We start from the raw sequence: 22,329 nt of genomic DNA, 5'->3' as shown, positions 1-22,329 counted from the left end.
GGGCATGACTGACGTACGCGCCGATCTGCTCCAGCAGATCAAGGACAAGGCCGTGGTACACGGCAAGGTGACCCTCTCCTCGGGTCTTGAGGCCGACTACTACGTGGATCTGCGCCGGATCACGCTCGACGGCGCGGCCGCCCCGCTCGTCGGTCAGGTCATGTCCGACCTCACCGCGGAGCTGGACTACGACTGCGTGGGTGGCCTCACGCTCGGCGCCGACCCCGTGGCGACGGCGATCCTGCACGCCTCCGCCGCCCGCGGAGAGCGGGTCGACGCCTTCGTCGTACGGAAGGAGGCCAAGGCGCACGGCATGCAGCGCCGGGTCGAGGGCCCGGACATCAAGGGTCGGCGCTGCCTGGTCGTCGAGGACACCTCCACCACCGGCGGCTCCCCGCTGGCTGCCGTCGAGGCCGTACGCGAGGCCGGCGGCGAGGTCGTCGCGGTGGCCACGATCGTGGACCGGGCGACGGGCGCCGGCGAGAAGATCAGCGGTACGGCTGGGGTCCCGTACCTCTACGCGTACTCGCTCGACGAGCTCGGTCTCGCCTGATCGAGGGCTCTGACCTGCGGTGATGGTGAGGGGTGTGGTGTTTCACGTGAAACGCCACACCCCTCACGCACGTCCATGGCGCACGCCTGGTGGAGTCGCGCCGAGAGTCTGGAAAGATAGGCGCCGACGATGACGTCGCCCCCAGGTCAGGGCCAAGCACCACACACCCGCACATCACAAGGAGCGGACACATGCCCATCGCGACTCCCGAGGTCTACAACGAGATGCTCGACCGGGCGAAGGCCGGCAAGTTCGCCTACCCGGCGATCAACGTGACCTCGTCCCAGACTCTGCACGCTGCGCTGCGCGGCTTCGCGGAGGCCGAGAGCGACGGCATCATCCAGATTTCCACCGGCGGTGCCGAGTTCCTGGGCGGCCAGTACAACAAGGACATGGTCACCGGCGCGGTCGCCCTCGCCGAGTTCGCGCACATTGTCGCCGCCAAGTACGACGTCACTGTCGCGCTGCACACCGACCACTGCCCCAAAGACAAGCTGGACGGCTATGTCCGCCCGCTGCTCGCCATCTCCGCCGAGCGCGTCGCCAACGGTCAGAACCCGCTGTTCCAGTCCCACATGTGGGACGGTTCGGCCGAGACCCTCGCCGACAACCTGGCCATCGGCCAGGAGCTGCTGGCGCAGGCCGCCGCCGCCAAGATCATCCTCGAGGTCGAGATCACCCCGACCGGCGGCGAGGAGGACGGCGTCACACACGAGATCAACGATGAGCTGTACACCACCGTCGACGACGCGCTGCGCACCGCCGAGGCGCTCGGCCTGGGCGAGAAGGGCCGCTACCTCCTGGCTGCCTCCTTCGGCAACGTCCACGGCGTCTACAAGCCGGGCAACGTCGTCCTGCGCCCCGAGCTGCTGAAGGACCTGCAGCAGGGCGTCGGCGAGAAGTACGGCAAGACCTCGCCGTTCGACTTCGTCTTCCACGGCGGCTCCGGCTCCACGGCCGAGGAGATCGCCACCGCGCTGGAGAACGGCGTCGTGAAGATGAACCTCGACACCGACACCCAGTACGCCTTCACCCGCCCGGTCGCGGACCACATGTTCAAGAACTACGACGGCGTCCTGAAGGTCGACGGCGAGGTCGGCTCCAAGAAGACCTACGACCCGCGCACCTGGGGCAAGTCGGCCGAGGCCGGCATGGCCAAGCGTGTCTCCGAGGCCTGCGCGGCCTTGCGCTCCACGGGCACCAAGCTGAAGTAAGAGCGCTCTGTACGCCGCCGGGCCCGGCACCCCCTTCGCGGGGTGCCGGGCCCGATGCATGTCCCGGAAGGTTCCATCGCGAGCGCCCAGATCCGTGCCCTCCGCCGACTCGTCCGAGCCGGGGGCGGCTGGGATGATCCCGGTGTGGACAACAGCCCGGGTGGTATCCGGCTCGCCACGGCCACCGGCCGTTGGGTGATTCTCACGACCGTGCTCGGGTCCAGCATGGCGCTGCTGGACTCGACCGTCGTCAATGTCGCACTGCCCCGCATCGGGGAGGACCTCGACACCGACATGGCGGTCCTCCAGTGGACCGTCAACGCCTACACGCTCACCCTGGCCGGGCTGATCCTGCTCGGCGGTGCGCTCGGCGACCGCTACGGGCGGCGGAAGATCTTCGTCCTCGGCACGATCTGGTTCGCCATCGGCTCGCTGCTCTGCGGCCTCGCACCCAACGACCTCCTCCTGGTGGGCGCCCGCGCCCTACAGGGCATCGGCGCTGCTCTGCTCACGCCCGGGTCACTCGCCCTGATCCAGGCGAGCTTCCACCCTGACGACCGGGCCCGCGCGGTGGGGCTCTGGTCGGGGCTCGGCGGCGTCGGCGCGGCGGTCGGGCCGTTCCTCGGCGGCTGGCTCGTCGACGGGCCCGGCTGGCGCTGGATCTTCTTCATCAACGTGCCGCTGGCCGCGCTTTGCGTACCGGTCGCACTGAAGCATGTGCCGGAGTCGCGCGACCCGGAGCACCACGGCCGGTTCGATGTGCTCGGGGCGGTGCTCGGCGCGACGTCGCTGGCGCTGGTGACGTACGGGCTCATCGCGCCGCAGGTGTGGGCGGGCGTCGCGGGCGTGGTCTTCGGGGCGGCGTTCGTGGTGGTCGAGCGGCGGCGGCCGGACCCGATGCTGCCGCCGTCGATCTTCCGCTCACGGCAGTTCACCGCGGTCAATCTGGTGACGCTGTGCGTGTACGCGGCCTTCGCCGGGTTCTTCTTCCTGGTCGCCCTGCAACTCCAGGTGGTGTCCGGCTACTCGGCGCTCGGCGCCGGGACCGCGCTGCTGCCCACCACCGTGCTGATGCTGCTCCTGTCCGCGAAATCGGGCGAGTTGGGGGAGCGGATCGGCCCGCGCATCCCGCTCACCGTGGGCCCGCTGCTCTGCGCGGGCGGGATGCTGCTGATGCTCCGCGTGGGCGAGAACGCGTCGTACGTAAGCGATGTACTGCCCGCGCTGCTGGTGATGGGTCTGGGCATGGTGACCCTGGTCGCGCCGCTGACCGCGACGGTGCTGGCGTCCGTGGAAACCGGGCGGGCGGGGCTCGCGAGCGGCATCAACAACGCGGCGGCCCGCGTGGCCGGTCTGCTCGCGGTGGCGGCGCTGCCGCTGCTGGCCGGGATGGGGCCGGAGGCGTACCGCTCGGCGGAGGAGTTCGGGGAGACGTTCCGGCGGGCGATGCCGATGTGTGCGGGGGTGCTGGTGGTGGGGTCGCTCATCGCCTGGTCGACGGTGCGGAGGGGGGTGCGAGGGGCGGTGGGGCCGCGGCCGGAGTGCAGGGTCAACTGCGGGGTGGTCGCGCCGCCGCTGGAGCAGGCGCCTGCGCGGGAGCACTGACCGGGGCCCCGCGCCTCAATGGCCGGCGGGGCTTGCTTCGGGGCTCCGCCCCGGACCCCGCGCCTCAAACGCCGGCGGGGCTGGACATTCGGCTCTGACCGGGGCTCCGCCCCGGACCCCGCGCCTCAAACGCCGGCGGGGCTGGACATTCGGCTCTGACCGGGGCTCCGCCCCGGACCCCGCGCCTCAAACGCCGGCGGGGCTGGACATTCGGCTCTAACCGGGGCTCCGCCCCGCGCCCCGCGCCTCAAACGCCGACGAGGCTGGATTTCGCGTCCGGGACCACGCCTCAAGCGTCGGCGGGGCTGGATTTTCAGCCCTTCCGGGGGTTGAGGACAAAGCCCGAAGGGCGTGCGGGGCCGGGCCCCGGGCTAGTACTGTGCCGGGTCGATCTGGTTGAGGATCCAGACGCTGTCGCCGTCCGTCTGGTAGTGGAAGACCAGGACCTGCCTCTTCCCGTACGCATTGACCTTCTTGACCTTCGCGAGGAAGTCCGCCGCGGTGACCGCCTTGCGCTGCCCCGCCGGGACGAAAGGCGTGGTGACCGTGATGTGCGCGTCCTCGTTCAGCGGGAGGGGGCCCGCCGCGGCGCCGGTGGTCGTCCAGCGTGGGTCGTCCTTGTCGTCGCAGGTGAAGTGCCCCTCCCTGGCGGTGATCTGGGCCGTCTGGTTCCTTCCGGAGCCGCCGTAGACCTGGAGATACGGGCCGTGGTCGCCGCCCGGGCACAGGTCGCCGTCGTAGGGGTACCCGGTCGGTGCCGCCGGCCGGGGCCTGCTGGGACGGGGGCGCCGGTGCGATGGGCGGCTCGGGCTCGCCGCCCCCACCGCCGGAGCCGCCACCCGAGCCGGAGCCGCCCCCGGAGCCGGATGTGGGCGTGGTCGTGGTCGTAGGGACGCCCGGTGACGCCCGGCCCGTCGCGGACGGGCTGCCCGACGGCGTGCGGGACACCGACGGTGAAAGCGCCACGGGGGCCGAGGACGTCGCGCCGGGGGACAGCGACGGCGGGGCCGACGGCGCGCGCCAGGACTCGTCGCGCTCGCCGCCCCCGCCCGTGCCGCCGCAGCCCGTCACCAGGCTCAGGACCAGTAACGCCCCCACCGCCGTGGCCTTCCATCCACCCGTCACCCTGCCCATGACAGGGATCATCGCCTCCGGCACGTACCCCCCGCACCGGTTCCACGGATCCTCATGGACCTGTGACACTGGAACCCATGGTCATCCATGAAAATCTGCTGGGGGGACCTCCCCCGACCCACCTGCCCGACGAACCCGAGCCGCGCGAGCTTCTCGCCGCCGGCACGGCCCCGGCCGACGTCGCCGCCAAGTACCCCACCTCCTCGCTGGCCTGGGCCCGGCTCGCCGACGACGCCTTCGAGGGGGGCCGGGTCGTGGAGTCGTACGCCTACGCCCGCACGGGCTACCACCGCGGCCTCGACTCGCTGCGGCGCAGCGGCTGGAAGGGCCACGGCCCGGTGCCGTGGGAGCACGAGCCGAACCGCGGCTTCCTGCGCGCGCTGCACGCGCTGGCCCGCGCGGCTCAGTCGATCGGTGAGCAGGAGGAGTACGAGCGCTGCACGACGTTCCTGCGCGACTCGTCCCAGACGGCGGCGGACACGCTGGGCTGAAGCGGCGGACACGCTGAGTTGAAGATGGAACCGAAGGCCCGTATCCCCTGTCTAGACCACCGGATACGGGCCTTCGGCCTGTCGGATCGCAAGCGTGGGAGGTCTGTCGTGGGCAAACGCGCCGCCGCCCGTCGTGGGCGCAGCCGCAGCCGCAGCCGTAGCCGCGGCAGCAGATCCCCCCGCCGCCCGCTGGCCCGGATACTCCCGCTCGGCGCGGCCCTCGTCGTCCTTTCGCTCGGCGCCGGCGCCCTCGCGCACTGGCACGGCACCAAGGAATCCGTGCCCGAGGCGGCCGACGACCCCGTCCGCGCGCCCGTGTCCCCGCCCATGACTCCGGAGGCGTCCGACCCGGCCCGGGCCGACCGCTCGATGCCGGAGCAAGGCCGCACGCCCCCATCCTCCCGGCCGCCCAAGCCGAAGAAGCCGCCGGTCAAGGTCCCCGCATCCGGCGCGGGCAGCTTCACCACCGCGCAGGCATCCGGCAGCGCCGCCGGTTCGGGTCCGCTGCGCCGCTACCGCGTCCAGGTCGAGGACGGCATCGACGTCTCCGCGAAGGACGCCGCAGCCGAGATCCAGCAGATCCTCGCCCACCCGCGAGGCTGGGCCGCGCACGGCCGTGGCTCCTTCCAGCTGGTCTCCGGCGACGCAGCCGCCGACTTCGTGATCAGGATCGCCACGCCGTCCACCGCGGACCAGCTCTGCCTGGCGCAGGGCTTCGACACGGGCGGCGAGCTGAACTGCGAGACCGCCGACGGCGTCGTGGTGAATCTGCGCCGCTGGATGCTGGGCTCGCCGACGTTCGCAGGCCCGGCCGCGGAGTACCGGCATCTGATCATCAACCACGAGGTCGGGCACGAAATAGGCAACCGCGAACACCTGGGCTGCCCGGGCCCGGGCAAGCTCGCGCCGGTGATGATGCAGCAGATCAAGGGGCTGAACGGCTGCCGGTCCAATGCCTGGCCGTACGACGAGGACGGGACGTACATCACAGGCCCGACGCTCTGACCTGCCCGATGACCTCCGGCTTATGATGCCGGTGGGGACCGGGGCTCCCGAGCCAACAGGAAGGGGCGGACCGCTACCCGGACACGTCGAGGAGACAGCGATGTCACATGACGCGGCCCCGAACCTGGATTTCGCGGGCACCACTCCGTACGAGGACTATGTCCAGGCGGACGTCCTCACCCACCTCCAGAAGCCGCTCTCGGACGACCCGGGAGAGATGGTCTTCCTCGTCACCACGCAGGTGATGGAGCTGTGGTTCACCGTGATCGTCCACGAGTGGGAGACGGCGGCGCGCGCCCTGCGCGAGGATGACCTGCCGGTCGCCCTCGCCGCGCTGAAGCGCAGCACGTACGAACTCGAGTCGCTCAACGCCTCGTGGAAGCCGCTCGCGCATCTGACGCCCGCCCAGTTCAACGCGTACCGCAGCGCTTTGGGCGAGGGATCCGGCTTCCAGTCCGCGATGTACCGGCGGATGGAGTTCCTGCTCGGCGAGAAGTCCGCCTCCATGCTGGTGCCGCACCGGGGCGCGCCGCGCGTCCACGCGGAGCTGGAGAAGGCGCTGCAGGAGCCGAGCCTGTACGACGAGGTGCTGCGGCTGCTCGCGCGACGCGGGCTGCCGGTGCCGTCCTCGGTCCTCGACCGGGATCTCTCGCAGAAGTACGAGCCCTCGGAGGAGATCGAGGAGATCTGGGCCGCGGTGTACGGCGGCGCGGACCAGGACACCGAACTGGTGCGCATCGGCGAGGCGTTGACGGATGTCGGCGAGCTGGTGTGGCGCTGGCGCAACGACCATCTGGTGGCGACGCGGCGGGCGATGGGCTCGAAGGCGGGTACGGGCGGTTCGGCGGGGGTGGCCTGGCTGGAGAAGCGGGCCCGCAAGAACGTCTTCCCGGAGCTGTGGACGGCGCGCAGCCATGTCTGAGTCACTGGCCGCGAAGGCCGCGGCGCTGGACGCCGCAGACGAACTGGCCGGGGCGCGCAAGCTGTTCGCGCTCGATGAGACGGTCTATCTGGACGGAAACTCCCTCGGCGCGCTGCCGGCGCATGTGCCCGAGCGTGTCGCGGATGTGGTGACCCGGCAGTGGGGCGAGCTGCGGATCCGCTCGTGGGACGAGAGCGGCTGGTGGACGGCGCCGGAGCGGATCGGTGACCGGATCGCACCGCTGGTCGGCGCGGGCCCGGGCCAGGTGGTGGTCGGCGACTCCACAAGTGTCAACGTTTTCAAGGCGGTTGTGGGCGCGGTACGGCTGTGCGGGGACGACTCCCGTACGGACATCCTGGTCGACGCGACGACCTTCCCCACGGACGGCTACATCGCCGAGTCGGCTGCCCGCCTGACGGGCAAGCGCCTGGTCCCGGTCGCGCCTGCCGACCTGCCCGCCGCGCTCGGCCCTCGTACGGCGGTCGCGCTGCTCAACCACGTCGACTACCGCACCGGCCGCCTCCACGAGCTGCCGTCCCTCACGGCGGCGATCCACGAGGCGGGCGCCCTCGCGGTGTGGGACCTCTGCCACACGGCGGGTGCTCTCCCGGTCGGCCTGGACGCCCACGGCGTGGACCTGGCGGTCGGCTGCACCTACAAGTACCTGAACGGCGGCCCGGGTTCACCGGCGTATCTGTACGTCGCCCAGCGCCACCAGGCCGCTTTCGACTCCCCGCTGCCGGGCTGGAACTCCCACACGGACCCGTTCGCGATGACGGCCGACTTCGCGCCGGCGCCGGGCGTGATCCGCGGCCGGGTCGGGACGCCCGACATCCTGTCGATGCTGGCCCTGGAGGCGGCGCTCGACGTCTGGGACGGCGTCTCGATCGACTCGGTACGGGCCAAGAGCCTGGCGCTGACGGACTTCTTCCTGGAGTGCGTCGAGTCGTACGTCCCGGAGGGCCGGGTCACCTCCCTGACCCCGTCGGCCCACGCATCGCGCGGCAGCCAGATCGCGCTGCGCTGCGCGGACGCCCCTTCGGTGATGGCGAAGCTGATCGCCCGCGGGGTGGTGGGCGACCTGCGCAGGACGGATGTGCTGCGGTTCGGGTTCACGCCGCTGTATGTGGGCTTCGGCGACACGGAGCGGGCGGCGGCGGTTCTGGCGGAGGTTCTTGCCGCCTGACGCCGCGCTGAGCTGACCAGCGGGAGACTGGTACCGTCCCCGCTGGTCAGCTCAATTTCGCGGTCAATTTCGCGGTCAGTTTCGCGGTCAACTTCGCGGTCAACTTCGCGGCCGGTTCCGCGGCCGGTTCCGCGGCCGGTTCCGCGGTCGGTTCCGCGATCAATTCCGCCACTCCGTCGGAAGGTTGGAGCAGCAATGCCGGACCCCGTCGCCCGTGACGCCGCCGAGGCCGAGTCGGTCTTTTCGCATCCTGCCGTCGCGCCGGACGCCTCCCTCGCGTACGGGGAGCATCCCGACCAGGTCGTCGACTTCTATGCCCCGCGCGGGGAGCAGGCCAGTGCCCCTCTCGTCGTCGTGCTGCACGGTGGGGCGTGGCGGGCAGCGTACGACCGGCAGCATGTCACTCCCTTCGCCGACTTTCTGGCCCGGCGCGGGCTCGCAGTCGCCAATGTCGAGTACCGGCGGGGGAGCGAGATTCCGCAGCAGCGGGGGAGCGGGCCGGTGGCCGGGCGGTGGCCGGAGACGTTCGACGATGTCGCCGCCGCGATGGACGCGCTGCCCGGGCTTGCCCGGCGGGCGCTGCCGCAGGTGGATGTCCGGCGCATCGTGGTGACGGGGCATTCCGCGGGCGGACAGCTCGCGCTGTGGGCCGCCGCGCGGCATGTGCTGCCCGTCGGGTCGCCGTGGCGGCTGGCCGCGCCGCCCGCGCTGCGCGGGGTTGTCGCGCTCGCGCCGATCGCGGACTTCGCGCAGGCCGTCGAGCTCGATGTGTGCGGCGGCGCGGTGGTTCAACTCCTCGGCGGGGAAGAGGAGTTCGAGTCGAGGAGCGCGCACACCGATCCGGCGGCGCTGCTGCCCACCCGGCATCGCCACCACCGTCGTGCAGGGCCGCGTCGACATCGTCGTGCCGTACGCCGTCTCCGAGTCGTACGTCGACGCCGCGGCGAAGGCCGGGGAGACCGTCGGGCTCACGCTCCTCGAGGAGGTCGGGCACTTCCCGCTCATCGACCCGGCCGCGGACGCGTGCGCGGTCGTCGCGGAGGAGATCGCGCAGCTCGCCTGGTGAGTACCCGTAATACTTCGGAGCTACGTCACAGGTGCATTCTCCAGCGGGACGCCGACGACCGGCCGTGATCCATAACTTCTGTTCCAGAGACAGCGTCTGGAACGGAAGGAAGAAACCTCATGGCGTCCCGCCTGCGTCGTACCCTGCTCGCCGCGCTCGTCACCGCCGCGGTGGCCGTGCCGGTGTCGGCGGCGGCGCGGCCCGCAGCCGTCCCCGCGCCCGCCCCGGTCGCACTCGCGCCGGTCACCGCCGCCGAACTGCCGGCTCTCGGCGACCGCTACGAAGCCAACCGCGGCAATATCCGCGAGGCCGTGCGGACGGCCGCCGACCACGGCGACCGGGGGCGGGCCGCCCGGCTGCGCGTCATGGCGGACCCGACGCGGCACTTCCTCACCTTCGACGGGCGTGACGGCGGCCGCACCGCCGAGGTGTTCGGCGATCTCGCGGGCGCCGAGCGGATCGCCGTACTGGTGCCGGGCTCGGACACCAACCTCGATACGTACGAACGCTTCCGGGCCGGGGCCGCCGCCCTCCACGGCGAACTGGGCGGCCGCGCGGCGGTCGTCGCCTGGCTCGGCTATGCCACGCCGGGGACCGTCAGCCCCGAGGTGCTGACCGAGGGGCGAGCGGACGGTGCTGCTCGCCAACTGCGCTTATTCATACGTGAGTTGGGAGACGCAAAGCCCGCTGCGCGAGTCAGCCTCCTCTGCCATTCGTACGGCTCCGTCGTCTGCGGGCGCGCCGCCCACTCCATCGACGTCGCCGACATCGTCCTCTACGGCAGCCCCGGCGCGGGTGTCGAGCACGTGGCCGAGCTGCGCACCCGCGCCGCCGTCTGGGCCGGTCGCGGCAGCGACGACTGGATCGCCAACGTCCCGCACCTGCGGCTCGAACTCCTCGGTACCACGGTGGGGTTCGGCGCCGACCCCGTCTCGCCCGGCTTCGGCGCGCGCACCTTCGACGCGGGCGACGGCGGGCACAGCGACTACCTGAAGCCCGGTTCCCCGTCCCTGCGCAACCTCGGCCGGATCGTCCTCGGCCGCGCAACGGAGGTCACCCATGCGTGAGTTGGCACGCCGGATCGACGCGGCCACCCCGCCCGAGCGGGACCGTGCCGTCGACGCCCTGCGCGCGTTGGCGATCCTCGGGGTGGTCCTCGGCCACTGGCTGGTCACCGCCCTCGTCACCGACGGCGGCGGCGTGCTCCACGGCGCCAGCCCGCTCCAGCACATGCCGTGGCTGAGCCCGGTCTCCTGGATCTTCCAGACCCTGGCAGTCTTCTTCCTGGTCGGTGGGCACGTGGCCGCCAAGAGCCATGCCGCGGCGCGGGCCCGCGGCACCGGCTACCGGCAGTGGCTGGCCACCCGCCTGGCCCGGCTCTTCGCGCCGGTCGCGGCCGTCCTCGTGCTGTGGACGGTCGCCGCGATCGGGATGCTCGCCACGGGCGCGGGCCTTCAGACCGTACGCACCCTGCTGACCCTCGCCCTCTCCCCGCTCTGGTTCCTGCTGGTGTTCGCCGCGCTCACCGCCGCCACCCCGCTCGTCGCCAGGCTGCATCCGCTCTGGCCGCTCGCCGTCGTCCTCCACATCGACCTGTTCCGTTTCGGCTTCGGCGGACCGGCCTGGCTGGGCTGGATCAACGTGCCCGCGGGCTGGCTGGTCCCGTGCTGCCTCGGCGCGGCCTGGGCCCGCGGCGGCCTGCGGGGCCGTGCGATCCGATGGGCGCTGCTGCTCGGCGGCGCCGCCGCCACCGCCGCGCTCGTCCTGTGGGCCGGCTATCCCGCGTCCATGGTCGGGGTGCCCGGCGCCGAGATCTCCAACCTCAACCCGCCGACCCTCGCCGCCGTTGCCTTCGGGCTCGCGCAGTGCGGAGGGGCCCTGCTCCTGCTCGGCCCGCTGCGCAGGGTGCTTCAAAGACCCGCGGCCTGGGCGGCGGTGGCGCTGGTCAACCTATCGGCGATGACCGTCTTCCTCTGGCACCAGACCGCGCTGATGGCGGTCACCACGACAGGCCTGCTCGCGGGCGCGCTTCCCGGACTGCACACCGCACCCGACAGCCCCGGCTGGGTGCTGGCCCGGTTTGCCTGGCTACCGGTCTTCGCGCTTGCGCTGTCGGTCTGCTGGGGTGCGTTCCGGCTGTACGAACAGGGGCGGCGGCCCGCCCCGCCGAAGGCGGTGCGCGATGCCTAGGCTTCATCCTGTGGCGGACGAAGACAACCTCAACAGATGGGAGCGGGCGGCTCTGCGCCCCCCTGAGCTGTGGAACTTCGAAGCGATGCCGCTTCCGCCGATGGCACGCCCCCGCTGGCTCCGCCGGCTGCCGCATGTCCTGATCGGCTACGGCGCCCTCACCCTGGCGATCTTCGGCTCCGACGAACTCGTCAATCAGTTCCGCGTGCACGGCCAGTACGGCATCCCGCTCGGCGTCGCCACCGCCGCCGTGGTCGGGTACGCGATGCGCCGGCCGCTGGCCGCTTGGTGGATGTCGCTGGGGATCGCCGCACTGACCGCGTTCGCCGTGGGCGGCCAACTGCCCGGCGGGCAGCCCTGGCCGTGGACCGTACCGGGTGTCATCGCCAACGCGGCCGTGCTGTTCCTGGTCGCCCTGCGCGTCCGGACCCGCATCGCCGTCAAGGCCCTGGTGGTCACCGTCGGGGTCGGGTTCGTCTTCGACGTCTTCGGGCTCGCGATGCCTCGGTACAACTCGTCGTCCGCGACGGCCGCGATCGTGTACGCCGTCGTGGTCCTCGTCGGTACATCACTGCACGGCCGCCGCGAGGCCCGTGACCGGCTCGCCGAGCAGGAGTCGCTCACGGCCGAGGAGCGGTCCCGGCGCACGCTGCTCGAAGAGCGCAACCGGATCGCCCGCGAGCTGCACGATGTCGTCGCCCACCACATGTCGGTGATCTCCATCCAGGCGCAGGTGGCCCCGCACCTCGTGCAGAATCCGTCCGACGAGCTCAAGGAGAACCTGGAGGGCATCCGCGAGAACGCCCTCGAAGCGCTCACCGAACTCCGCCGGGTGCTCGGCGTGCTGCGGTCCGAGAACCCGGAAGGCGCGCCGCACGCACCGCAGCCCACCCTCGACCGGCTGGACTCCCTCGTCGAGAATGTCCGCAGCGCAGGGCTGAGCATCACCACCCACAGCGCCGGCGAGCCGCACCCGCTGTCGCCCGGCGTCGAACTGTCGGCGTACCGGATCATCCAGGAGGCGCTCAGCAATGCGATACGGCACGCGCCCGGGTCCGAGGTACGCGTGGAGATCGTGTACAAGCCGAGCGTGCTGGGCGTCCGAGTGATCAACACCGCGTCGGCGAAGCCCGCCCCGCCGTCCCCCGGAGCAGGCCACGGTCTGCTCGGCATGCGCGAACGCGCCGCCATGCTCGGCGGCGGCCTCGCCGCGGGACGCACCCCCGACGGCGGCTACGAAGTCACCGCACACCTGCCCCTGCAAGTCTCGAAGGACAACGCATGACGATCCGGGTGGTGATCGCCGACGACCAGGCAATGGTCCGGCAGGGCTTCACGGTGCTGCTCAATGCCGAGCCGGGCATCGAGGTGATCGGCCAGGCCGTGGACGGCCGCGAGGCGGTCGCCAAGGTCGCCGAACTCGACCCCGACGTAGTCCTGATGGACATCCGGATGCCCGAGCTCGGCGGCATCGAGGCCACCCGTCGGATCACCCGGGCCCCGGGTGCCACCGTCAAGGTCCTGGTGCTGACCACGTTCGACCTGGACGAGTACGTCTACGAGGCGCTGCGCGCGGGTGCGTCCGGCTTTCTGCTGAAGGACGCCTCGGCCGGTCAACTCGCCGAAGCGGTACGGGTGGTGGCGGCCGGCGACGCGCTGCTCTCGCCGAACATCACCAAGCGGCTGATCACCGAGTTCTCCCGGACGGCCGGTGCGCCGCGCACCCCGCTCAAGGAGCGCGTCGGCGATCTGACGGAGCGTGAGACGGAGGTGCTCAACCTGATCGCACAGGGCCTGTCGAACGCGGAGATCGCCGCGCGGCTGGTGGTGGCGGAGCAGACCGTGAAGACGCATGTGAGCCGGATCCTGGTGAAGCTGGGGCTGCGCGACCGTACGCAGGCGGCGGTTTTCGCGTACGAGACGGGCCTCATACGTCCCACCGGCTACTGAACCCTCGGCCTTGCCTTGCGGACAGAAGCTGACCGCAAGCCTTCCTACCTTGGCCATATGACGAATCGAGAGAGCACCGAAGGAATCGTCCTGGTCACCGGAGCAACCGGAACCGTTGGCAGCCAGGTCGTCGCCGAACTCCTCCGCCGTGGACACTCCGTCCGTGCCCTGACCCGTGACCCCGCCAAGGCGGATTTCCCCGCCGGCGTCGAGGTTGTGCAGGGCGACCTCACCGACCCCGAATCCCTCACAGCCGCTCTCGAGGACGTGACCGGCCTCCACCTGATCACCTTCGGCGGGCCGTACTTCGCCCCTCTTGAGACCGGCCCACAGATCCTCGAACAGGCCCGCAAGGCGGGTGTCCGCCGGGTCACCGTGCTGCACGGCGGCGGCCCCAGCCTGCTGGAGGACGCGGTGCGGGCTGGGGGCCCCTCCCACGCCGAAGGCTGTGGGGGAGAGTTCGCGTGGACCGTGGTCATGCCGGTGGAGTTCATGTCGAACGCGCTGGAGTGGGCGGACGGCATTCGCGGCGACGACGCGGTGCGGGAGCCGTTCACCGGCCGGCTGAGCGCGATGGTCCACGAGGGCGACATCGGCGCCGTCGCCGCGGTCGCGCTCACCGAGGACGGCCACGGCGGCAAGGAATACGTGATCACCGGCCCGGAGGTGCTGACCCTGAAGGACAAGACGGACGCCCTCGCGGCCGCCCGCGGCCGGGAGATCCGGCTCGTTGAGCTGAGCGAGGAGCAGGCGGTCGAGCAGTGGCGGGCGGCCGGCCAGCCGGACGAAGTGATCGGCTTCCTGCTGGAGGCGTACGGGAACACACCGCTCGTCGGACGTACCGTCGTCGACACCGTCGAGAAGGTCACGGGGCGCCCGGCGCGGACCTTCGCCCAGTGGGCGGCGGAGCACGCGGACGCGTTCCGCGCGTAAGCGTCGTCCCGTACCGCCCGTACCACCTGTATCGCTTCGTATCGCTTCGTAGCGACTCGTAGCGCCTCGTAGTACTCAGGACGGACGCGGCAGGATCCGCAGCGATGCTGACGACCGCGTCCGTCCTTCCGCTTACCGTTCTGTACGTGACCGAGAAGACCCGCAGCCCCGAGTTCCACCTGGCCATGGGGGCCCTGAGCGGCCTCCGCCAGGACCTCTTCCACGATGCCCTCGCCTACCGCCCCCTGCCGCGCAGGCGGACGGACGGGCCGATCACCCGCCGGCTCCCGGGCCGGATACGCGAGTACGCGGGGTGGACCCCGCACGCCGTGCTCGTGGTCGTGGCGTTCTTCGTGCTGCTCATGGCGTCTGTTTCCGGCGACAGCGGGGGCGCCGGGTACGAATTCGTCCTGACCGGGTTCGTCCCCGCCGCCGCGGTGGTGATGACGCTGCTCAGGCCGGTCGGCGCATGGTGGCTCTCCCTGCTCAGCACACCCGTCGTCGGCGTGCTGGCCCACTACGGGGACGGCTGGCCGTGGACGCCCAGCTCCTTCCTGTCGCACCTGACGGTGATGACGGTGGTGGCGCTGCGGACCCGGCCGCGGACCGCGGCCTGGATGTGGGTGCTGACCGGGGCGTACGGAACCTTCTCCGAGGTCCTGCTCTCCCGCGGTGGCAGTTCCGACACCCCGCAGATGCTCTTCTTCTCTGCGCTGGTGCTGCTGGCGACGACCGTGCTGCAGGTACGCCGCGAGGCGAAGCAGGAGGTCGCGGCGCAGCAGACCGTCACAGCCGTCGAACGCGACAGGCGCACACTCCTAGAGGAGCGCACGACGATCGCCCGCGAGCTGCACGACGTGGTGGCCCACCACATGTCGGTGGTCGCGATCCAGGCGGAGGCCGCGCCCTACCGGGTGGAGAACCCGCCGCCCGAGCTGGAGAAGGCCTTCGCCACGATCCGCGAGAACGCGGTGGCGGCGCTGACCGAGCTGCGCCGGGTCCTCGGTGTCGTGCGGGCGGAGGACTACCAGGCCCCCGACGCGCCGCAGCCGGTGCTCGCCGACATCGAGAACCTGCTCTCCAACGTCCGTGAGGCGGGCCTGGAGGTGGGGAAGACGGTGACGGGCGCGGTACGTGATCTGCCGCAGGGCGTCGAGCTGTCGGCGTACCGGATCATCCAGGAGGCGCTCAGCAACGCGCTGCGCCACGCGCCGGGGTCCTCGGCGAAGGTCGAGATCTCCTATGTACTCGGCGGCCTCGGCCTGCGCATCGTGAACACCGCACCCCAGGGCCTGGTCAAGCCGTCGCCGGGCGCGGGCCACGGCATCACGGGCATGCGGGAGCGGGTGACGATGCTGAGCGGCGAGATGACCGCGGAGCCGACGCAGGACGGCGGCTACCAGGTGACCGCCTTCATCCCCGTGGCAGCCGTCCCCACCGACGCCGCCCCCGCCACCGAGGAGCCGTCATGACGATCCGCGTCCTTGTCGTCGACGACCAGATGATGGTCCGCGAGGGCTTCTCGGTCCTGCTGAACGCGATGCCCGACATCGAGGTCGTCGGCGAGGCGGTGAACGGCCGCGAGGCGATCGCCAAGGTCGCCGAACTCGCGCCCGACGTGGTGCTGATGGACATCCGTATGCCGGAGCTGAACGGCATCGAGGCGACCCGCGAGATCGCCGCGGCGCACGCCGGGTCGAAGGTGCTGGTGCTGACGACGTTCGACCTCGACGAGTACGTGTACCAGGCGCTGCGCGCGGGGGCGTCCGGCTTCCTGCTGAAGGACGCGTCCGCGCGTCAACTCGCGGACGGTGTACGGGTGGTGGCGGCGGGCGAGGCGCTGCTGGCGCCGACGGTCACACGCCGTCTGATCACGGAGTTCTCGAAGCTCTCCCAGAACCCGCGCCCGCCGGCCCTGGCCCAGGTGGGGGATCTCACGGAGCGCGAGACGGAGGTGCTGGTGCTGATCGCGCAGGGTCTGTCGAACGCGGAGATCGCCTCGCACTTGGTGGTCGCGGAGTCGACGATCAAGACGCATGTGAGCAGGGTGCTGGTGAAGCTGGGGCTGCGGGACCGGACGCAGGCGGCGGTATTCGCGTACGAGGCGAGACTGGTCACGCCGGGCTGAATCAAGCCCGTTGGGGGTCCCCCCGGACGAAGTCTGGGGGAGTTTGAGGACACGCCCGAAGGGCGTACGGGGGGTCTGGGGGCTTGCCCCCAGTTACGGGAAGGGGCGGGGCTGGGGAAAGAACACCCCGCCGGGTAGCGTCAGCCCATGGCCGACTTCGCCCCCTGGTCACCCGCATTCGTCGCCGACCCCTACCCCGCCTACGCCGACCTCCGCGCCCGCGGACGCGTGCACTACTTCGAGCCCACCCGCCAGTGGCTGATCCCCCACCACGCCGACGTCTCCGCGCTGCTGCGCGACCGCCGGCTCGGGCGGACGTACCTGCACCGTTTCACGCACGAGGAGTTCGGGCGTACGCCCCCGCCCGCCGCGCACGAGCCGTTCCACACGCTCAACGACTACGGGATGCTCGACCTCGAAGCCCCCGACCACACCCGCATCCGGCGGCTCGTGTCGAAGGCCTTCACGCCGCGCACCGTCGAGTCGCTCGTGCCCACCGTGCGCAGGCTCGCGGCCGAGCTTGTCGCCGGGCTCAAGGACAACGGCGGGGGCGATCTGCTCGCCGAGGTCGCCGAGCCGCTGCCGGTCGCCGTCATCGCGGAGATGCTCGGGATTCCGCCCGCCGACCGCGCGCTGCTGCGGCCCTGGTCGGCGGACATCTGCGGGATGTACGAGCTGAATCCGTCCGAGGAGACCGCCGCCTGCGCGGTCCGCGCCTCGGTCGAGTTCAGCGCGTACCTACGGGAGTTGATCGCCGAGCGGCGCACGGCGCCCGGCGACGACCTGATCTCCGCACTCATCGCCGCGCACGACGAGGAAGACCGGCTGAGCGAGCAGGAGATGATCTCCACCTGTGTGCTGCTGCTGAACGCGGGCCACGAGGCGACGGTCAACACCACCGCGAACGGCTGGTGGACCCTCTTCCGCAACCCCGCGCAGCTCGCCGCCCTCCGCGCCGACCACACACTTCTGTCCACAGCTGTGGAGGAGCTGATGCGGTACGACACCCCGCTCCAGCTGTTCGAACGCTGGGTACTCGACGACATCGAGATCGAAGGGACCCTCGTCCCGCGCGGCTCCGAACTCGCCCTGCTCTTCGGCTCGGCCAACCGGGACCCGGAGAAGTTCGAGAACCCGGACACCCTCGACCTCGCCCGCGCCGACAACCCGCACGTCAGCTTCGGCGCGGGCATCCACTACTGCCTCGGCGCGCCGCTTGCGCGTATCGAACTGGCCGCTTCGTTCGGGGAGTTGCTGCGGGAGGCGCCGACGATGAGGCTTGCGGCGGAGCCGGAGTGGAAGGCGGGGTTTGTGATCCGGGGCGTGAAGGAGCTGCGGGTCGAGCTGTGACTTTTCCCCACCCCGCCCCTTCCCGCTGTATCGATTTGCGGCTCCGCCGCGTGGGGGGCTCCGCCCCAGACCCCGGTACGCCCTTCGGGCGTTGTCCTCAATCGCCGGACGGGCTGATTTCCGCCGGTCGGTCTGAAGATTCAGGCAGACCGGCGGGAAATTTAGGCCTCGTGGGGGTCCCCCCCCGGACGAAGTCTGGGGGAGCTTGTGGCGCGGTCCCGGACGCGACATCCAGCCCCTCCGGCGATTGAGGCGCGGGGCCCGGGGCGGAGCCCCGTATCCAAGCCCCGTCGGCGTTTGAGGCGCGGGGGTCCGGGGCCGAGCCCCGAAACCAGCCCCGGCGGCGATTGAGGCGCCGGGTCCGGGGCGGAGCCGGTTGCCGGGGCCGTCAGGTCTGCATGTCCCGCCTGCGCAGACCCACCAGCCCCGCCACGACCAGCGCCCACGTCCCGTCTGCCGGACGGGCCGGGCAAATCCAGCCCGTCCGGCGATTGAGGACAAACCGGCAGCCGGACGGCCCCGGCTAACCCCCCGCGCCCGCCACCACCGCCCCCGACGGCAGCGTCAACCCCCACGCCCCCGCCCGCAGCGTCCACGTCCGCGTCCTCACCGGCCCCGTCACCATCGCGTCCGCCCGGTAGCGGAAGTCCGCCCCCGAGACCGTCACCGTCGAGGCGCGGGCCATGACCGGCTCCGCATGCGCGCCGTGTCGGACGACCACCTCCGCGCGGCCGTCGCCCGCCCGCACCGTCACCGCCTCCACCACCCGGTCCAGGTCCGTCAGCAGCACCCCGTCCGCCTCCACCCGCAGCCGGTGCGTCCGCACCACCGGAGCCGGCGGCGGGCGGACCAGCGTGCGGACCAGCGAGCGGCAGGTGTCCCACACCGACACGCCGTTCGCCCCGGGAGCCGCCCGCGCCGACGCCGCCGGGATCGACAGATCCCCCAGCACGACGCCGTCGCTCTCGTCCACCAGCAGGTCAAGGCGGCGTACGGCTCCGTCGAGCACCGCCCGCGCCGCCGCCACCGCCCCCCGGGGCACGCCCAGCGAATGCGCCAGTTCCACGGAGGCGGACGGCCCTACCGGCACCAGTGCCAGCGCCCCGTCGCCCAGCCAGCGGTCCCGGTGCAGCAGCGCCACCGCACGCAGCAGCGCCCGGTCGTCACCGATCACCACTGGCCGCCGCGACCCCCTGCGGGCCAGTGCCCGCGCGAATTCCTCCGGCCCCTCGGGGAGGCAGATCTTCGCCTCCGACCCGCCACACAGCACATCTTTCGCGATCCGCACGGACTCGCCGTCACTTCGGCGGGCGACCGGGTCGATGACCACCAGTAGCTGGTCGTGAGCCGACACCTCGGTCCTTCCTCGGGTAGCATCTTTGTGCAAGAGCCCCTTGCGCTATTGCGCCAGGGGCTTCGTCTATTCCGGGGCAACCGGTCCGAAGACTCAGGCACGGCTCAGGCCCCCTGACCTTGGTCTTGCCCCGCCCGGAAGGGGTGTACGCCTGTGCCCGCACTTGTGCTGCTCGGTGCTCAGTGGGGTGACGAAGGCAAGGGAAAGGCCACCGACCTGCTCGGTGGATCCGTGGATTATGTAGTGCGCTATCAGGGCGGCAACAATGCCGGCCACACGGTCGTCGTGGGCGATCAGAAGTATGCGCTGCATCTCCTCCCTTCCGGAATCCTCTCGCCGGGATGTACTCCGGTCATCGGCAACGGCGTCGTCGTGGATCCGGCGGTTCTGCTCTCCGAGCTGAGCGGGCTGAACGATCGTGGCATCGACACGTCCAAGCTGCTGATCAGCGGTAACGCGCACTTGATCACTCCGTACAACGTCACTCTCGACAAGGTGACGGAACGGTTCCTCGGCAAGCGGAAGATCGGCACGACCGGCCGCGGCATCGGCCCGACCTACGCCGACAAGATCAACCGCACCGGCATCCGCGTCCAGGACCTCTACGACGAGTCGATCCTGGAGCAGAAGGTCGAGGCGGCGCTGGAGTCCAAGAACCAGCTCCTCGCCAAGGTCTACAACCGCCGCGCCATCGAGGCCGGCAAGATCGTTGAGGAGATGCTCCAGTACGCGGAGCAGATCAAGCCGTACGTCGCCGACACCACGCTGATCCTGAACAACGCGATCGACGAGGGCAAGGTCGTCCTCTTCGAGGGCGGCCAGGGCACGCTGCTCGACGTCGACCACGGCACGTATCCCTTCGTCACCTCGTCGAACCCGACCGCGGGCGGCGCCTGCACCGGCGCCGGCGTCGGCCCGACGAAGATCAGCCGGGTCATCGGCATCCTCAAGGCGTACACGACCCGCGTCGGCGCGGGCCCGTTCCCGACGGAGCTCTTCGACGAGGACGGTGAGGCGCTGCGCCGCATCGGCGGCGAGCGGGGCGTGACCACCGGCCGCGACCGCCGCTGCGGCTGGTTCGACGCGGTCATCGCGCGCTACGCGACCCGGGTCAACGGCCTCACCGACTTCTTCCTCACCAAGCTGGACGTGCTGACCGGCTGGGAGCAGATCCCGGTGTGTGTCGCGTACGAGATCGACGGCAGGCGTGTCGAGGAACTCCCGTACTCCCAGACCGACTTCCACCACGCGAAGCCGGTCTACGAGATGCTGCCGGGCTGGTCCGAGGACATCACCAAGGCGAAGACCTTCGCGGACCTGCCGAAGAACGCGCAGGACTATGTGAAGGCGCTGGAGGAGATGTCGGGCGCGCCGATCTCGGCGATCGGGGTCGGTCCCGGCCGTACCGAGACGATCGAGATCAACTCGTTCCTCGACTAGGGCGTGTTTTAGAAGTAGCGCCGTCCGCCCGAAGGGCGGGCCCCGCGGCGTCTGGTGCGTGCAATCGCAAGGCGGAGGATCGCCCTCGTACTGGGCGTACTTGGGCGACTCCGACAACATCGCGAGTGTGCGTGCCAGGCGTCGCGGGGCAGGCGGGACTTCTAAAACACGCCCTGGGCCGGTCGGCCAGATTGGTCGACCACGCCGGTCGGCTGTCCGGACGAGCTTGAACGGTTGCTGTTCGAGCTCGTCCGGTCAGCCCTCGCCGCAGATCCGCAGCCCCTTCGGCGTCGCGCACGGCAGATGGCCGTGCGTGCGGATGACGTCCTGCCCGTTCCCCCGGCTCATGTAGCCGAGGAAACTTGAGGCGAGCGAGTCGGCGGGCGGCTGGCCGTAGGTGTACGCGTACTCGATCTCCCGGTACGGATACGCGCTCTCGCCGATGTCGTCCACGGACGGCGGCTCCCCGTCGATGTTCAGCCGGTGCAGCCCCTTGAGCCCGGTCCCGGCCCGCAGTTCGCTGTAGCCGATCGCTCCCGGCAGCCGGGCCACGGTGTTCAGCACCTGTTCCGTGCTGTCGAGTTCGCAGCGTACGACCTTGGCCTCGCCGTCGTCCTTGCTCTCGCAGTCGCGCGAGGAGTTCGCGGGCTCGTTCCGCCGCAGCACCCGGCGCTGGAACACCTCGCGGGTACCGGAGTTGGCGTCCCTGCTGACCAGCAGCACGGGCATATCGGGCCCGTTCAGCTGGTTCCAGTTGTTGATCTCGCCGCGGTAGAGCCTGCGTATCTCGTCGGCCGAGAGATTCCGCACCGGCACCCGGTCGTTGACGACGAGCGCGAAGACGGAGACGGCGACGCGGTTCTCGCGCAGCTGCGGATAGCCGCCCGGCTTGGGCCCGTCGGCGAGGGCGATCAGCGCGGGGGAGCCGTTCTTGGCCTGTGCGCCGGCCTCCGCGAGCGCTCTTATCCCGGCGGTGCTGCCGTGCGCGTCGACGATGACGGTGGAGCCTTCGCAGTCCTTCTCGTACTTCTTCGCCAGCTCCTTCACCACCGGCGCGAAGGCGGTCGAACCGGTCAGCGTCAGCGTGCCTTTGGCGCAGCCGATCGGGGGCCGGGTGTCGTCCCGTACGACGATGATCGACGCGAGCGTGATGACGCAGGCCGTGAGCAGCACGGTGATCAGCCGCGCGGGTCTGCTGAACTGCGGCGGCTTGTCGTCGGGCGTGATGGAACGGTTCGGCATCACCTGGCCGTCCCGGATGCCGCCGGTGACGGTGATCTCGCTGCCGACGCCCGCGCCGGTGAGCAGCACCAGCAGCTTGAAGTGCTGCCCGCGGTTGAGCGGGACGCGCGGCAGATAGATCGTGCTGCCGCTGTGCCGCATGCCCGCGGCGGGGGTGAAATGGTCCATCAGATGCTCGGCGCCGAGCGGCTGCGTGACGGCGATGGCGCGGATGGTGCGGTCGGTGAACTCGGCGGTCAGGCCGTGGACTTCGCGCCCGGTGTAGTCGTTGTCGGCGATGCTCTGTGAGCCGTCGTTCTCGATGCGTAGGAGTACGAGCGTGGCGTCGGACATCTCCGGTGTCTCGTTGAACAGCCCGAGCCGGAAGTTGGGCCGCCCGCTGCGTACGTTGCTGCCGATCGGGGTGTCCAGCTGCACCCGGTACCCGATGCGCTTGCGCCGCGGCACCCGGCGTTCGTACCAGAGCACGGCCCCGGAGGCCAGGATGCCGAGTACGGCGGTGAGGACGGCCACGGCATTCTCGGCGCTGAGCCACTCCACGGGTTCTTCTCCTCGCACTCCCCCTG

20 protein-coding genes and 1 pseudogene are annotated in these 22,329 nt (G+C 71.1%); 18 read left to right on the top strand and 3 right to left on the bottom strand.

The window, feature by feature from the left end; all coding sequences use genetic code 11:
- The first annotated feature begins 4 nt into the window (after positions 1 to 4).
- From pyrE to QFZ67_RS17870, 3 genes are all read left to right on the top strand, one after another.
- A complete protein-coding gene (gene pyrE, locus QFZ67_RS17880; protein ID WP_307662087.1) occupies positions 5 to 553 on the top strand; it encodes an orotate phosphoribosyltransferase in 549 nt (182 codons plus the stop codon).
- A gap of 191 nt (positions 554 to 744) precedes the next feature.
- The gene (gene fbaA, locus QFZ67_RS17875) at positions 745 to 1,767 is read left to right on the top strand and encodes a class II fructose-bisphosphate aldolase (RefSeq protein WP_307662086.1); all 1,023 of its coding nucleotides are present in this window, start codon (positions 745 to 747) and stop codon (positions 1,765 to 1,767) included.
- A 144-nt stretch (positions 1,768 to 1,911) separates the two neighbouring features.
- Positions 1,912 to 3,372, top strand: a complete 1,461-nt coding sequence (locus tag QFZ67_RS17870; RefSeq protein WP_307662085.1) for an MFS transporter — start codon at positions 1,912 to 1,914, stop codon at positions 3,370 to 3,372.
- 371 nt (positions 3,373 to 3,743) lie between these two features.
- Here QFZ67_RS17870 and QFZ67_RS17865 read toward each other — a convergent pair whose 3' ends face one another.
- Entirely contained in the window at positions 3,744 to 4,196 is a 453-nt protein-coding gene (locus tag QFZ67_RS17865; protein WP_307662084.1) for a hypothetical protein, read from the bottom strand.
- 50 nt (positions 4,197 to 4,246) lie between these two features.
- On the opposite strand from QFZ67_RS17865, the gene QFZ67_RS17860 reads away from it, so the two are divergent.
- The 14 genes and pseudogenes from QFZ67_RS17860 (at position 4,247) to QFZ67_RS17795 (ending at position 17,727) form a co-directional block, all read left to right on the top strand.
- Entirely contained in the window at positions 4,247 to 4,597 is a 351-nt protein-coding gene (locus QFZ67_RS17860) for a hypothetical protein (RefSeq protein WP_307662083.1), read from the top strand.
- Entirely contained in the window at positions 4,584 to 4,997 is a 414-nt protein-coding gene (locus QFZ67_RS17855; RefSeq protein ID WP_307662082.1) for a DUF3151 domain-containing protein, read from the top strand. The genes QFZ67_RS17860 and QFZ67_RS17855 overlap by 14 nt, the downstream gene beginning before the upstream one ends.
- 108 nt (positions 4,998 to 5,105) lie before the next feature.
- Complete coding sequence (locus tag QFZ67_RS17850) at positions 5,106 to 6,002, top strand: DUF3152 domain-containing protein (RefSeq protein WP_307662081.1); 897 nt, start codon at positions 5,106 to 5,108, stop codon at positions 6,000 to 6,002.
- A gap of 100 nt (positions 6,003 to 6,102) precedes the next feature.
- Positions 6,103 to 6,924: a tryptophan 2,3-dioxygenase family protein gene (locus tag QFZ67_RS17845; protein ID WP_307662080.1), complete on the top strand. Its 822-nt coding sequence runs from the start codon at positions 6,103 to 6,105 to the stop codon at positions 6,922 to 6,924.
- Entirely contained in the window at positions 6,917 to 8,110 is a 1,194-nt protein-coding gene (kynU, locus tag QFZ67_RS17840; protein WP_307662079.1) for a kynureninase, read from the top strand. The genes QFZ67_RS17845 and kynU overlap by 8 nt, the downstream gene beginning before the upstream one ends.
- A gap of 195 nt (positions 8,111 to 8,305) precedes the next feature.
- Positions 8,306 to 9,176, top strand: a pseudogene (locus tag QFZ67_RS17835) (alpha/beta hydrolase family protein).
- A 119-nt stretch (positions 9,177 to 9,295) separates the two neighbouring features.
- The gene (locus QFZ67_RS17830; RefSeq protein WP_307662078.1) at positions 9,296 to 10,243 is read left to right on the top strand and encodes an alpha/beta hydrolase; all 948 of its coding nucleotides are present in this window, start codon (positions 9,296 to 9,298) and stop codon (positions 10,241 to 10,243) included.
- Positions 10,236 to 11,366, top strand: coding sequence for an acyltransferase (locus QFZ67_RS17825; protein ID WP_307662077.1), 1,131 nt, complete (start codon positions 10,236 to 10,238; stop codon positions 11,364 to 11,366). Before QFZ67_RS17830 ends, QFZ67_RS17825 begins: the two co-directional genes overlap by 8 nt.
- 10 nt (positions 11,367 to 11,376) lie before the next feature.
- Entirely contained in the window at positions 11,377 to 12,651 is a 1,275-nt protein-coding gene (locus tag QFZ67_RS17820) for a sensor histidine kinase (RefSeq protein WP_307662076.1), read from the top strand.
- Positions 12,648 to 13,316 carry a response regulator transcription factor gene (locus QFZ67_RS17815; RefSeq protein ID WP_307662075.1) on the top strand — a complete coding sequence of 223 codons (669 nt, stop codon included), beginning with the start codon at positions 12,648 to 12,650 and terminating at the stop codon, positions 13,314 to 13,316. The genes QFZ67_RS17820 and QFZ67_RS17815 overlap by 4 nt, the downstream gene beginning before the upstream one ends.
- 57 nt (positions 13,317 to 13,373) lie before the next feature.
- Positions 13,374 to 14,249 (top strand): NAD(P)H-binding protein, encoded by an 876-nt coding sequence (locus tag QFZ67_RS17810; RefSeq protein WP_307662074.1) that lies wholly within the window; start codon positions 13,374 to 13,376, stop codon positions 14,247 to 14,249.
- A gap of 104 nt (positions 14,250 to 14,353) precedes the next feature.
- Positions 14,354 to 15,721, top strand: a complete 1,368-nt coding sequence (locus tag QFZ67_RS17805; RefSeq protein WP_307662073.1) for a sensor histidine kinase — start codon at positions 14,354 to 14,356, stop codon at positions 15,719 to 15,721.
- Positions 15,718 to 16,377 carry a response regulator transcription factor gene (locus tag QFZ67_RS17800; RefSeq protein ID WP_307662072.1) on the top strand — a complete coding sequence of 220 codons (660 nt, stop codon included), beginning with the start codon at positions 15,718 to 15,720 and terminating at the stop codon, positions 16,375 to 16,377. Before QFZ67_RS17805 ends, QFZ67_RS17800 begins: the two co-directional genes overlap by 4 nt.
- Before the next feature lie 147 nt (positions 16,378 to 16,524).
- Complete coding sequence (locus tag QFZ67_RS17795; protein WP_307662071.1) at positions 16,525 to 17,727, top strand: cytochrome P450; 1,203 nt, start codon at positions 16,525 to 16,527, stop codon at positions 17,725 to 17,727.
- Positions 17,728 to 18,250: 523 nt separating this feature from the next.
- Here QFZ67_RS17795 and QFZ67_RS17790 read toward each other — a convergent pair.
- A complete protein-coding gene (locus QFZ67_RS17790; RefSeq protein WP_307662070.1) occupies positions 18,251 to 19,081 on the bottom strand; it encodes a diacylglycerol kinase in 831 nt (276 codons plus the stop codon).
- Between the two features lie 153 nt (positions 19,082 to 19,234).
- Here QFZ67_RS17790 and QFZ67_RS17785 point away from each other — a divergent pair, with 153 nt between their 5' ends.
- Entirely contained in the window at positions 19,235 to 20,521 is a 1,287-nt protein-coding gene (locus QFZ67_RS17785) for an adenylosuccinate synthase (RefSeq protein ID WP_307662069.1), read from the top strand.
- Between the two features lie 255 nt (positions 20,522 to 20,776).
- Here QFZ67_RS17785 and QFZ67_RS17780 read toward each other — a convergent pair whose 3' ends face one another.
- Positions 20,777 to 22,303 carry a substrate-binding domain-containing protein gene (locus QFZ67_RS17780; RefSeq protein ID WP_307662068.1) on the bottom strand — a complete coding sequence of 509 codons (1,527 nt, stop codon included), beginning with the start codon at positions 22,301 to 22,303 and terminating at the stop codon, positions 20,777 to 20,779.
- Positions 22,304 to 22,329 lie beyond the last annotated feature (26 nt).

Source organism: Streptomyces sp. V1I1, assembly GCF_030817355.1.
Lineage (GTDB): Bacteria > Actinomycetota > Actinomycetes > Streptomycetales > Streptomycetaceae > Streptomyces.
The sequence above is the reverse complement of the archived record's forward strand: the minus strand, read 5'-3'. Positions and strand labels throughout refer to the sequence as shown.